The 13,128-nt window shown below is 70.4% G+C and carries 9 protein-coding genes; 6 read left to right on the top strand and 3 right to left on the bottom strand.

All coding sequences use genetic code 11. The annotated features are described in order from the left end of the window. Positions 1-20 precede the first annotated feature (20 nt). The 3 genes from asnB to ASF25_RS14935 are packed head-to-tail and all read left to right on the top strand — an operon-like array spanning position 21 to position 3,519. Positions 21-1,952 carry an asparagine synthase (glutamine-hydrolyzing) gene (asnB, locus tag ASF25_RS14945; protein ID WP_056305549.1) on the top strand — a complete coding sequence of 644 codons (1,932 nt, stop codon included), beginning with the start codon at positions 21-23 and terminating at the stop codon, positions 1,950-1,952. A 20-nt stretch (positions 1,953-1,972) separates the two neighbouring features. Continuing rightward, the gene (locus tag ASF25_RS14940) at positions 1,973-2,857 is read left to right on the top strand and encodes an aldose 1-epimerase family protein (protein WP_056305547.1); all 885 of its coding nucleotides are present in this window, start codon (positions 1,973-1,975) and stop codon (positions 2,855-2,857) included. Beyond that, positions 2,854-3,519 carry a TenA family protein gene (locus ASF25_RS14935; protein ID WP_056305545.1) on the top strand — a complete coding sequence of 222 codons (666 nt, stop codon included), beginning with the start codon at positions 2,854-2,856 and terminating at the stop codon, positions 3,517-3,519. The genes ASF25_RS14940 and ASF25_RS14935 overlap by 4 nt, the downstream gene beginning before the upstream one ends. A 13-nt stretch (positions 3,520-3,532) precedes the next feature. Here the strand turns inward: ASF25_RS14935 and ASF25_RS14930 are convergent, their stop codons facing one another. Together ASF25_RS14930 and ASF25_RS14925 are read right to left on the bottom strand one after the other, a co-directional pair. Continuing rightward, positions 3,533-4,330 (bottom strand): SDR family NAD(P)-dependent oxidoreductase, encoded by a 798-nt coding sequence (locus ASF25_RS14930; protein WP_056305543.1) that lies wholly within the window; start codon positions 4,328-4,330, stop codon positions 3,533-3,535. A gap of 144 nt (positions 4,331-4,474) precedes the next feature. Then, a complete protein-coding gene (locus ASF25_RS14925; protein ID WP_056305542.1) occupies positions 4,475-5,881 on the bottom strand; it encodes an MFS transporter in 1,407 nt (468 codons plus the stop codon). A 106-nt stretch (positions 5,882-5,987) separates the two neighbouring features. Here ASF25_RS14925 and ASF25_RS14920 point away from each other — a divergent pair, with 106 nt between their 5' ends. Next, positions 5,988-6,998 carry an alpha/beta fold hydrolase gene (locus ASF25_RS14920; RefSeq protein ID WP_056305540.1) on the top strand — a complete coding sequence of 337 codons (1,011 nt, stop codon included), beginning with the start codon at positions 5,988-5,990 and terminating at the stop codon, positions 6,996-6,998. A gap of 20 nt (positions 6,999-7,018) precedes the next feature. Here the strand turns inward: ASF25_RS14920 and ASF25_RS14915 are convergent, their stop codons facing one another. After that, the gene (locus tag ASF25_RS14915; RefSeq protein ID WP_056305538.1) at positions 7,019-7,936 is read right to left on the bottom strand and encodes a L,D-transpeptidase; all 918 of its coding nucleotides are present in this window, start codon (positions 7,934-7,936) and stop codon (positions 7,019-7,021) included. Between the two features lie 793 nt (positions 7,937-8,729). Between ASF25_RS14915 and ASF25_RS14905 the strand changes: the two genes are divergently transcribed. Then, a complete protein-coding gene (locus ASF25_RS14905; protein WP_056176576.1) occupies positions 8,730-9,995 on the top strand; it encodes an exonuclease SbcCD subunit D in 1,266 nt (421 codons plus the stop codon). A gap of 191 nt (positions 9,996-10,186) precedes the next feature. Further along, positions 10,187-13,078: a PAS domain S-box protein gene (locus tag ASF25_RS14900; RefSeq protein ID WP_056305536.1), complete on the top strand. Its 2,892-nt coding sequence runs from the start codon at positions 10,187-10,189 to the stop codon at positions 13,076-13,078. Positions 13,079-13,128 lie beyond the last annotated feature (50 nt).

Below are 13,128 nucleotides of genomic sequence, written 5' to 3'. Positions count from 1 at the left end.
GGTCTTTCGGACAATACCCCATGTGCGGCATCGCCGGGATCGCCGATCCACGCCTCTCGCCCGGCCGCCTCGCGGATGAAGCCGGCCGCATGGCCGATGCGCTCAGCCATCGTGGGCCGGACGGACGGGGCGTGTGGGGCGAGGGTGGCGTCGCGCTCGGCCATCGGCGCCTCGCCATCCGCGATCTCAGCCCCGCCGGGGCCCAGCCCATGCCCTCGCGCGACGGTCGCTGGGTGCTGACCTACAATGGCGAACTCTACGGAACGCACGACGCGCGTGCCGCGCTGGCCTCGGCCGGACATGCCTTCGCCGGGCAATCCGACACCGAGATCCTCGTCGAACTCATCGCCCGGCACGGCGTCGCCGGAGCCCTCGCCGGGGTCGAGGGCATCTTCGCCTTCGCGGCCTACGACCGGGCGGAGGGCCGCCTCTGGCTCGCCCGCGACCGGATGGGGGTGAAGCCGCTGTTCTACGCGGCCACGGGCGAGCGCCTGCTGTTCGGCTCGACTCTGGCGGCCCTGACGGCCTGCGAGGCTGCCGATTTCACGATCGATCCAGCGGCCGTGTCGAGCCTGCTGCGCCACGGCTACGTGCCGGCACCAGGGTCGATCTATCTCGGCATCAGGAAGCTGGAACCCGGTCACCTGCTCTCATGGCGTCCCGGCGAGGGGCCCTCCGTCGCTCCCTATTGGAGCCTCGACGCGATCATCGCGGCCGGTCGCGCCGATCCGTTCGCGGGCTCGGACGCCGACGCCATCGAGACACTCGAAGGCCTCCTCACCGGTGCCGTGCGTCGCCAGATGGCCAGCGAAGTGCCGCTCGGTGCCTTCCTGTCGGGGGGCATCGATTCCTCCCTCGTCGCCGCCCTCATGGTCGGCGCCGGAGGGGCGCCCAGAACCTTCGCGGCGGGCTTCACCGACGATCCCCGTTTCGACGAGAGCGGCCACGCGGCGGCCGTCGCCCGCCATCTCGGTACGGACCACACCACCATCCCGGTGCGCGAGGCCGACGCCCTCGCCCTCGTCACCCGCCTGCCGGAGATCTACGACGAGCCCCTGGCCGATCCCTCGGGCCTGCCCACCGCCCTCCTCTGCGCCGCGACCCGGCGAGCGGGCCTCACCGTCGCCCTATCGGGGGATGGCGGCGACGAGCTGTTCGCCGGCTATGACCGCTACGCCCTGGCCACCCGCTTCGCCGATCGCATCGAACCAATTCCGGGGTTCCTGCGGCGAGCGGCGGCCGGGGCCGCCGGGCGGATGCCGCAGGCCGCCCTGGCCCTCGCCGCGCGCGCCCTTCCCCCTCCGTGGGGCGGCCCCGACGCCCCCGACCGCCTGCGCAAGGCCGCCGCACAGCTGCCCGGCGACGGCTTCGCCTTCTATAGCCGGCTTCTCACCCTCAATCCGGACGCCCGCACTCTGGCGAATGGCGTGTCCGGTGTCCCGAGTCCGATGGACTGGCCCGGAGAGGGCTCGCTCCTCGACCGGATGCGCCGCCTCGACACCCTCGCCTACCTGCCCGACGATGTGCTGACCAAGGTCGACCGCGCCAGCATGGCGGCGGGGCTCGAGGCCCGGGTGCCCCTCCTCGACCGTTCGGTGGTCGAATTCGCGTGGCGCCTGCCGCCGCACCTCCTCGTGCGCGATGGCCGCCGCAAATGGCTCTTGCGCGAGGTGCTCGCCCGGCACGTGCCCCGCATCCTTTTCGAGCGGCGCAAGCAGGGTTTCGCCCCGCCGCTGGCCTCCTGGCTGCGCGGCCCCTTGCGGGCCTATGCCGGAGACCTTCTGCTGAGTCCCGACCTCGGCGGCGGACTTCTCGACCGAGCACGGGTGCGCACCCTGTTCACGGAGCATCAGACGGGCACCCGCAACCATGCCGTCGGCCTCTGGCCGATCCTCGCCTTCGAGGCATGGCGGCTGGCGTCGGGCGCGCGCCCGGCCCACAAGGACGGATAGCGGAACGAGCGGGGATCGCCATGGGCGAACGGATCACCATCACGGCCGGGGACGGCACGCAGGCGGTCATCGCCACACACGGCGCCGAGCCGGTCTCCTGGCATGTCGGCGGCACCGAGTACCTCTGGAGCGGCGACCCGGCCCACTGGGATCGCCACGCCCCCTGGCTCTTTCCCGTGGTCGGCGCCTCGACCAACGGGGCGGTGACGGTGGCGGGCCAATCCTACCCCATGGCCCAGCACGGCTTTGCCCGCGATCTGCCCTTCACGGTTCTGGAGCGCACGGACGACAGCGTGACCCTGCGCCTCGAGGAGAACGCGGCGACGCTCACGCATTATCCGTTCCCGTTTCGCCTGGACATCACCGCCCGGGTCGGCCCCGGCATCCTCGACTTCGAGATCTGGATCGAGAACACCGGCCCGGCACCGATGCCCTACGCACTCGGCTTCCACCCGGCCTTTCCGTGGCCCTTCGCCGGCGGCGAGCGGGCGGCGGACGGTGGCTACCGCGTCGATTTCCAGAATCCCGAGCGCCCCCTGGTGCCGGAGGTCGGCGCGGGCGGCCTGCTCCTGCGCAAGGAGCGGGCGATCCCCCTCCAGGGCGCGACCCTGCCCCTCGCCCCTGACCTGTTCACCGAGGCCCTGGTGCTGCGCGACGCCGCCAGCGAATGGATGCGGTTCAGCGCGCCCGACGGCAGCGCAATCCGTATGGAAGTCTCGGATTTCCCGCATCTCGCCGTGTGGACGAAACCGACCGCGCCGTTCCTGTCCCTCGAATGCTGGACCGGTCATGCCGATTGGGCCGGCTATGCCGGAGAACTGGCGCGCCGCGACTCCCAGCGCCTCCTGGCACCGAAGGGCCGGGCCCGGCACGGCGTCACCCTGACCCGCGAGGCCACCGCATGACCCCGTTCTCCACAGCGGCCTGGGCCGCCAACGCGGCGGCCTACGAGACGATCCGCACCGCGCCGTTCAACGCCGAGCTCGCCGCCGGAACCTTGAGCCGGGCCCGGTTCGCCCATTACATCGTCCAGGACGCGCATTATCTCACGGGTTTCGGTCGGGCTCTCGCCCTCGCCGCCGCCAAGGCGCCGCATCCCGACCGCATCGTCCAGTTCGCCCGCGCCGCCGAGACCGCCATCGTGGTCGAGCGTGCCCTGCATGGCGGGTTCTTTCGCGATTACGGCATCCAACCCGAGACCTTCGCGGCGACGCCCCTGTCGCCGCCCTGCGATCACTACGTCTCCTACCTGCTCGCCACCGCTTACGCCGAACCCTACGAAGTGGTGCTCGGTGCGCTCCTGCCGTGCTTCTGGATCTATGCCGAGGTCGGCAAGGATATCTTTTCCCGGGCCGGGGCCGACAACCCGTATCGGGCCTGGATCGATACTTATGCGGGCGAGGAGTTCGGCGAGGCGGTGGCCGCGATGATCGCCGCCACCGACGAGGCGGCGGTCGACGCCTCGCCGAAGATCCTGGCCCGCATGCACCACGCCTACGCCCAGGCGACCCGCCTCGAATGGCTGTTCTGGGACGGGGCCTACCGCGAGGCGGTCTGGCCGGTCTGAACCGCCTCGTATCTCAGGCGATGGAGCGCAGCACGCCGCCATCGACCCGCAGGGCGGCACCGCTCGTGGCGCTCGCCGCCGGGCTGCAGACGTAGGCAACCATGTTGGCGACTTCGTCCACCGTGGCGAGGCGGCCGATGAGGGAGGTCGGGCGATGCTCCTTGACGAAAGCACGGCCCAGCGCATCGAGGTCTGCTTCGCCTGAGCCCGGCGCCATCGCCTTCATGAAGTCGGCGACGCCTTCCGACAGGGTCGGGCCGGGCAGGACGCTGTTCACCGTGACACCGGTGCCGGAGACGGTCTCGGCCAAGCCTCGCGAAATCGCGAGCTGGGCCGTCTTCGTCATCCCGTAGTGGACCATTTCCACCGGGATGTTCAGAGCGGATTCGGAGGCGATGAACACCACCCGCCCCCAGCCGCGGGTCACCATGCGGGGGGTATAGGCGCGCGACAGGCGAGCGCCACTCATCACGTTGGTGTCGAAGAAGCGCTGCCAATCCTCGTCCGGTATCTCGAAGAACGGCTTCGGCTCGAAGATGCCGGTGTTGTTGACGAGGATGTCCACATCCGGGAGGCCCGCGACGAGGCGGTTGGCTCCATCCGCCGTCGAAATGTCGCCCGGGGCCGCGATGAAGGCGTGGGTTCCGGTCTCGGCCTTCAGACGCGTGATCGCGGCAGCGACGCGGTCCTGGGCCCGCCCGTTGATGGCGACGGTGGCACCGAGTTCCGCGAGGGCCTTGGCGATGGCGTAGCCGATGCCACCGGTCGAGCCAGTGACGAGTGCGCGCTTTCCGGTCAGATCCAAGTTCATGGCAGGTGTCCTTGCTTAGGAGGATGCCGGGTCAACGCACGAAGGTGGTGGTGTGTGCGGGAGTGGGCGTCATCGGCACGGCGGCCATGCACGGATCGGGGACCGGAGTGTTTCACATGAAACACTCTGTTGACCATACGGGCTTCACTCGCTGCGTTGGCGCCTCAGAACGCTCGCGATGGCCCCGAAGGCAGCCAGTCCGGCCGCACACCAGAGGGCCGTCGTCACGGCATCCGCGGCTCCACCATGAAACACGCCGAAGACCACAGCGACACCGGCCGCGCCCAGGGATTGCCCGGTCAAGCGCGCCGTCGATTGCATGCCGCTGGCGCCTCCGCTGCGATCGCGTGGAGCGCTGGTGATGATGATGCGGTTGTTGGGTGACTGGAACAGACCAAAACCGAGACCGCACAGGGTGAGGCGCCAACCGATATCGAGGGCGCTGGGATCGGCCGGCAACAGGGCGACGGCGACGAGGCCGGCGGCCAGGATCGCGAGACCGATCCCTCCCAACAGGCCGGGCGCGTAGCGATCGGACAGGCGGCCCGACAGCGGCGCCACGATCGCGATCGCAATGGGCCAGGGCGTCATCAGGAAGCCCGTCGTGGTTTCCGAGAAGCGCATCACATCCTGAAAGTAGAACGGCAGGGCGACGTAGGCCATCATCTGCGCTCCGAACGCCGCGATGGAGGTCGCCATCGACAGGGCAAAGGCCGGAATGCGCAGGAGGTCGACGGGCAGGAGCGGTGCCGGGAGACGCAGCTGGTGGCGGACGAACACGGCTCCAATCGCCAGGGCGGCGGCGATCTCGGCCAGGGCGAGCCAATGCCCGCCCGGCTCACCGAGCCCGTCGACGCCGATGATCAGGAGGCCGAAGGTGAGCGCGTTGAGTACCGCGCTGCGATAATCGAACCGCGCGCCGCTGCGCGGCGTCACCGGCAGGGTACGGGCGCCCACCGCCAGGGCAACGAGGCCCACCGGCAGGTTGACGAGGAACAGCCACGGCCAGTTCGCCACGGACAGGATGGCGGCGCCGACCGTCGGCCCGGCGGCGGACGCCATCGCCACCACGAGGGCGACGTTGCCGACGCCGCGCCCGATGAGCTTGTGCGGATAGATGAACCGGACCAGCGCGATGTTGACGCTCATGATCCCGGCGGCACCCAGTCCTTGGGCGATTCGGGCGGCGACCAGCAGGGGCAGGGATGGCGCGAAGGCGCAGGCCACGGATGCGAGGGTGAACACCACCAGCCCCGACAGGTAGACCCGGCGATACCCGAGGATGTCGCCGAGGGACGCCAGGGGCAGCAGCGCGGCCGTGACCGCGATCTGGAAGGCGTTCACCACGAAGATCGCCGCCGAAGGGTCGACCCTGAGATCCCGGGCCATCACCGGCAGCGCGACGTTGACGATGGCGCCGTCGAGCACCGCCATGGTCATGGCGAGCCCGATGGCGAGGAGTGCCAGCATGCGCGCGCGCACGGGCAAACCGTCCTGGGTCGGATCCGGGGGAAGCGCCCCGAGGACGGGATTCGGAGCCGGCTCGGTCATGTGCGCACCCGTGACGGTTCCCCATCCGGTGACAAGTGCTCTATGTCACCTCGCAACGATCCCGCCGCGGATGACATTCGTCCCGGTCGCCTCAGAGGTCAGCCGAATGCGCGCGTCCACGTTCCTCGTCGCCTGCGGACTCGCCCTCGGCCTCGCGGGTACGCCCCTGCCTGCGCTTGCCGCCGACGAGCCCCTCGGGATCGCCCTGGAAGGCTTCGCCTATCCCTACCCGGTCTTCTACCTCGCCCTGACTCGGGACGGCGAAGCGCAGCGTCTCGCCTACATGGACGTGCCGGCGGGCGGCACGCCCAACGGGCGCACGGTCCTGTTGCTGCACGGGCGCAACTTTCCGTCGAGCTATTGGCAGACCGTGATCGCGGCCCTGACGGCGGCGGGCTACCGCGTGGTGGCACCGGACCAGCTCGGATTCGGCAAGTCGTCGAAGCCGGTCGGCCCGTTCACGTTCGATACCCTGGCGGCCGACACGACGGCGCTCCTCGATGCCCTCGGCCTGCCCCGTGTCGATGTGGTGGCCCACTCCATGGGCGGAATGCTCGCCGTGCGTCTCGCCCGCACCGCGCCCGAACGCGTCAACAGCCTCGTGCTGGAGGCGCCCATCGGCCTGGAAGATTATCGCTTCACCGTTCCGCCGGTGCCGACCGAGCGCCTCCTGCGCATCGAGGCCGATGTGACCGCTGATGTCTATCGCCGCCAACTCATGACGAGCTACAGCCTGTCCCTGCCGGAGGCGGCCATCGAGCCGTTCGTCTCCCTACGCGAGCGGGTGAAGGGCTCGGGCGAATATCCGCGCTGGCTGCGGTCGTTCGTGAATTCCTACCAGATGATCTGGGGCCAACCCGTGGTCCACGAGATTCCATTGGTGCGGGCGCCGACCCTGTTCGTGATGGGCGAGCGGGACCGAAACGCGCCGGGCCGCGCCTTCGCACCGGAGCCCCTGCGCGCCAGCATGGGCGACAACGCCGCGCACGCTCAGGCTCTCGCGGTGCGGATGCCCGACGGCCGGGCCGAAGTCTTTCCGGGCATCGGGCATCTCGTCCACATGGAAGCCCCGTCGCGCTTCAACGCGACGGTGCTGGACTTCCTTGACGGGCACTGAGCCTCGCCGGGTGCCGACCCTCAGGTCAGCACCACCACGCGGCTGCCGATCTCGACGCGGCCGTAGAGGTCGATCACGTCCTGGTTGATCATGCGGATGCAGCCCGACGACACGCTGCGACCGATGGATTCCGGCTCGAGGGTGCCGTGGATGCGGTAGAGCGTGTCCTTGTTGTCCTGCCACAGGTAATGCGCCCGGGCGCCCAAGGGATTGCGCGAGCCACCGGGAACGCCGAGCCCGCTCTGGAGCTGGCTCACCTGCCGGGCGAGCTTGGGCGTGCGGGCGATCATCTCCTTCGGGGGATACCAGTCCGGCCACATCTGCTTGGAGTTCACCGTCGAGACGCCCGACCACGAGAAGCCCTGCTTGCCCACACCGACGCCGTAGCGTCGGGCGCGGCCGTTGGCCTGGACCAGGGTGAGGTGATGGGCGCGCGGATCGACCACGATGGTGCCGGCGGGCTCGCGGCCCGTATAGGCGATCTCCTGGCGCAGGAAGGCCGGGTTGGCCTTGCGCCAGTTGAAGGCGTTGACCGGGAACGGCTCGTCGGTGATCGCCGCGTAGGCGCGGGCGTAGTCGATGGGACCGTCATCCACGGGGCGGCTGGCCTGGGTCGGCTGCGTCGGCTGGCCCGGCGCCGGACGACGGCGCAGGTCGGGCTCCTCGTAAGCCGGATCGACGGGCTCGCGGCGCGCGGCGCGCGGGTCCACCCCGCGCTCCGAATAGGGCTCGTATCGTCCGCCGCGGCGCCGGTAGAGACGTCCGTCCTCGTCGCGGTAGAGGCGCTCGTCGTCGAAGGGGAGATCCCCATCGATTCCGTCGTCGAAGAACCGCCCACGTCCCTGCGCGAGGGCACCGCCCGGCCCCGCGAGGAGGGCGAGGCTCGTGGCGGCACCCGTGAGAAGGATGCGGCGGGTCGGAGGAACTGTACGGGACATCGGGTCGCTCGGGCCGTCTTCTTGGGTTTGGGGGAGGCCGGCCGACCGCGAGGCTTTGGCTCGCCCCGGGGTCAGGCCTGACTTCGAAAGGCTTGGGCGTGGGCCTAGCAAGACCGGACGCCCACGTCACGCCGTGCAGATGACTTATCAGCTCTGCGTCCCGCGTTCGGGCAAGTTTCGACCGGCGGACGAATACCGTTCTGAGCGCAGTCTTCACCATATCGATGCAAATCGCCGGATCCGGCGATTGCCCAGAGCTTTGCCATTGCCACGAGCTTGGCCGTTGCGACATAGACGTGGGAGGCCATCCCCGACGCGGTCCCTCCGGACCCTCGCGCGACGGGCCGTCTCCCATGATGGATCACTCCCCGTGCCGGCCTTTGCGCGCCTTCTGCTCTCCTTCCTCGCTCTCTTTGGCGTCCTCCTCGGCACCTTGCCGGCCGAGGCGGCTGGGCCGGGCCGAAATGATCCCCCGGCAGGCCCCGCCCGCCCGGATGGGCCGAGCACCGCATGGACCTCGGCCGAGCCGGAACCCCTGGCCTGCACCCAGGCCCGGCGTAAGCTGTGGCGGGCGGGCGAAGGCTGGACGGTGCGGACCGTCACCACGTGCCGGTGAGCGTGCACCGAAGCCCCTGAGGCTACGCCGGGTTCATCGAACAGCGGCGAGGTGGGGACGACGCCGGGCCCACCCCTCGAAACCGGGCGCGCGTGCCGCTACAAGCCTCCCTTCGGTTCGGCGGGCGTAGGCTCGCCATCCTCGATCGGGTGGGCTGACCCGCCCCGGAGTTCGCGCGTGATCCGCGTCCTGCATACGGGCGACTGGCATATCGGGCAGACCCTGCGCGGCTACGGCCGCATGCGCGAGCATACCCTCGCGTTCGCCCATCTCGAACGGATCGTCGCCGAACGCGAAGTCGATGCCCTCGTGGTGGCCGGCGACGTGTTCGACAGCCAGAATCCGTCGGGCGAATCCCAACGCCTGTTCTACGAGGTCCTCATGCGCCTGAACCGGGCGCGGCCAGGGATGACCATCGTGATCACGGCGGGCAACCACGATGCCGCCGGCCGTTTGGAGGCGCCGCGTCCGCTCCTGGAGGCCATCGGGGTCCACGTGGTCGGCAACGTGCGCCGCCGCGACGGCGTGGTCGACCTGCAGCACCATCTCGTACCCCTGCGGCGCGGCGGCGAGATCGCCGCGCAGGTGCTCGCGGTCTCCTATCCCACGGCGGCCTGCCTGCCCCCGCTCCAGAGGGCGACGGAGGGTGGCGGCTCGCCCATCGTCGGGGCCGTTCGGACCCTCTACGAACACCTGTTCTCGGCGGCCCGCCCCCACCTGTCGGGTCTGCCGCTCGTGGTCACCGGGCATCTGCACGTGGCCGGCGGCCTCGAATCGGAAGGGGCCGAGCGGCGCATCCTCGTGGGCGGCGAGCATGCCGTGCCGGCCGACGTATTCCCGGAGGACGCGCGCTACGTCGCCCTCGGGCACCTGCACAAGGCGCAGCGGATCGGGCGCGACAGCGTTCGCTATTCCGGTTCCCTGATCCCGCTCTCGGCCGCCGAGCAGCCCTATGCCCACGCGGTCACCCTTGTGACCTTGGGCGACGGGCCGGCCCACATCGAACTCATCCCGATCCCGCGCCCCCTGCCCTTCCTACGCGTGCCGGCCTCGGGAGACATGCGCCTCGGGGACCTCAGCGACCACCTCACCATCCTCGTGCGGGACCTCGGTCTCCCGGCGGATCACCCCTTGGATGAACGGCCCTTCGTTCAAGTTCGCCTTGCGCGGCACGGCCTCGGCGCCGGCTACCGCGCCGAGATCGACCGCATCGCCGACGGCTTCCCCGTTCGCGTGGTCGACGTGCGGGTGGCGCCCCTGCCCGAGGGCCTCGAGACTCAAGCGACGGCGGGCCCGAACCTTGTGCGTCTCGCCGAACGCGACCCGGAGGAACTGTTCCGCCTCGCCTTCGCCCGCACCCGGGGCGAAGCACCCGGCCCGGAACATCTCGCCGTGTTCCACCGCGCCCGGGCCGAGGCGGAAGGCATGGCGACGGCCGGCTGAGACGGGAGTATGAGCGCTTCATCGGCGCTCGCAGGAGACGAGGGGCCGCCGAATTGTCTTTCGCGGCACGCCCCGCGCGGTAGCATGCACCGACCGTTTTCGCGTAGGAAGACAGCACAAGGCGCCATCGGCCAGCGCCGAGTGATGCGGGCAATGCCTGATTCGGTCTGCCGCCCGCGAATGAGAGCCCGATGAGTTCGCCCAACGACGAGGCCGCACAGCAGCACGAGGTCGAGGCCCGCCGCAACGCCCTCGCTCAATACGACATCCTCGACACTCCCACCGAGGAGGCCTTCGACGACCTCGTCAAGGCCGCTTCCCTGGCCCTCGGCATGCCGGTCTCGCTGATCGTCTTGCTCGAGGCCGATCGGCAATGGTTCAAGGCCGCCGTCGGCTTCGACGGTCCAGAGCCGCCCCTGGCCCAATCCATCTGCGCCCACGCCGTACGCCAGCGCGACCTCTTCGTCGTTCCCGACACCGCGCGCGATCCGCGAACGGCGGGAAACCCCCTCGTGACCGGCGCGCCCTTCGTGCGGTTCTATGCCGGGATGCCGCTCATCACGGCGGAGGGCGTCGCCATCGGCACCCTGTGCGTCCTCGATACGCAACCGCGCAGCCTCACGGAGGCCCAAGGCTTCCTCCTCACCACCCTGGCGCGCCAGGTGATGGCGCAGCTCGAATTGCGCCGGGCCCTCAAGGAACGCCGCGCGCGGGAGCGTCTCAACGCGGCGATCATCGAGAGCGCCGTCGATTACGGCATCCTCGCCACGGACCTCGACGGCCGCGTCACGAGCTGGAACATCGGAGCGCAGCGCATCCTCGGCTGGAGCGAGGCCGAGATGCGGGGCGTGGCCGCCGATCGCATCTTCGTGCCCGAGGATCGGGCCAGGGACACGCCGGCGCGCGAGATGCGTCTGGCCCGAGAGATGGGCCGGGCCAGCGACGAGCGCTGGCACCTGCGCAAGGACGGTTCGCGCTTCTGGGCCATGGGCGAGATGATGCCGCTCAAGGGCGAGGACGGTGCCCACGAGGGCTACGTCAAGATCCTGCGGGACCGCACCGCGCAGCGCCGGGCCGACGAGGCCCTGCGCCAGCAGACCGCCCTGCTCCAGACCGTGACCGATCATCTCAGCGAAGCGGTGTTCCGCCTCTCGGCCGACGACACCATCACCTTCGCCAACCCGGCCGCCGAGGCGATGCTCGGCTGGCCGGCCGGCACCCTGATCGGGCGCAACCTCCACGCGACCGCCCATCACCACCACGCCGACGGCCGCCCTTTTCCCCGCGGGGATTGCGCCGTGGTGCAGGCCCTGGAGGCCGGCGTGGCCCTGCGCCACCGCGAGACGGTGTTCTTCCGCCGCGACGGTACGCCCCTCGACGTGATCACCTCCAACGCACCGATCGTCGAGGACGGCGTGGTCGGTGGCGCCGTCCTCACCGTCACCGACATCACCGAGCACAAGGCCACCGGCCTGCGCCTGCGCCGCAGCGAGGAGCGCCTCGCACTCGCCCTCGACGCCGCCGGCCTGATCGGCACCTGGGACTGGGATCTCGCCACCGACACGGTCTACGCCGACGCGAATTTCGCACGCATCTACGCCGTCGACGAGGAACGGGCCGCCCGGGGCGCGCCGATCGAGGATTACGTACGCAATTTTCACCCCGACGACCTGCCGGCGTTCCAGGCGGAACTGGACCGGATGCTCGCCGGCACGGGAACCGGGCGGCTCGATACGGCGGGACTTCAGCGTGAGGGACTTGCGAGTGGGAGTGAGGCACTCACGACTGGGGGACTCGCGGCTGGGGGATCCGCGACCGAAGGAGCCGGCGCGCAGGGAGACGACTTCGCCTGCGAGTATCGTATCGTCCAAGCCGATGGCGGGCATCGCTGGCTGCTGGCGCGCGGGCGCCTCGTGCGCGACACCGACGGCACGCCCCTGCGGCTGCCGGGCGCCTCCATCGACATCACCGAGCGCAAGCGCGCCGAGGAGCGCCAATCCGCCTTCGTCGAACTCGGCGACCGCCTCCGCGACGTGCAGGATCCCGTCGCCATCGCGTACACGGCCGCCGAGATCGCCGGGCGGACCCTGGGCCTTGCCCGGGCAGCCTACGCGTCCATCGATCCGACCCAGGAACACCTCGACATCGCCCGGGACTGGAGCCGGCCGGGCGTCGTCGGACGCGAGGGCCGGTATCGCTTTTCCGATTACGGCACCTATCTCGCGGAGCTGCAGGGCGGGCAGGACGTCGTCATCACGGACGTGACGACGGACCCGCGCACGGCGGGGCACACGGACGTGTTGGCCAGCCTCGGCGTCCGAAGCATGATCAACATCCCGCTGATGGAGCGCGGGCGCATGGTGGCGGTGTTCTGCCTGCAGGACGACCGGGTCCGGGCGTGGACCGCGGATCTCGTCGATTTCGCCCGCAACATCGTCGACCGGACCCGCGTGGCACTGGCGCGCCTGCGGGCGGAGGAGGAGCAGGAACTCCTCAACCGCGAACTCAGCCACCGGATGAAGAACCTGCTCGCGATGGTGCAGTCCATCGCCACCCAGACCATGCGCTCGGCCGTCGACGTGGACACGGCCAAGGAGGTGCTGGCCGGCCGCCTCATCGCCCTCGGACAGGCCCACGACCTGCTCATGGGCGGAGCCCTAGGCTCGACCCTCATCGGCCCCGTGGTCCGCGGCGCCCTCAAACTGCACGAGGACCGGCCGGGACGCTTCCGGCTCGACGGTCCCGACCTCGATATCGGGGCGAAGCCCGCCCTGTCGCTGGCCCTGATGCTGCACGAACTCGCCACCAACGCGGCCAAGTACGGTGCCCTCTCCCGCGAGACCGGCCATGTCGCGATCCGCTGGTCGGTGGAGTATGCGGACGACGCGGACCAGCTCACCTTTTCCTGGCAGGAGATCGGCGGACCGGCCGTGACGCCACCGGCCCGCAAGGGCTTCGGCTCGCGCTTCATCGAGCGGGGTCTGGCCGGGCAGGTCGGCGGCACCATCGCCCTGGCCTACCCGCCCACCGGCGTGACCTGCGGCATCACCGCCCCCCTGGCGGCGTTCCAGGCCGACGGCTGAACGCGGGGCCGCCGGGCCCGGTTATCCTCAGCCCGCAGGACCCGCCGGGG

The sequence above is a fragment of the Methylobacterium sp. Leaf100 genome (assembly GCF_001422845.1).
Taxonomy (GTDB): Bacteria; Pseudomonadota; Alphaproteobacteria; order Rhizobiales; family Beijerinckiaceae; genus Methylobacterium.
Note: the sequence above shows the minus strand (reverse complement) of the source record. Positions and strands in the feature narration are given on the sequence as shown.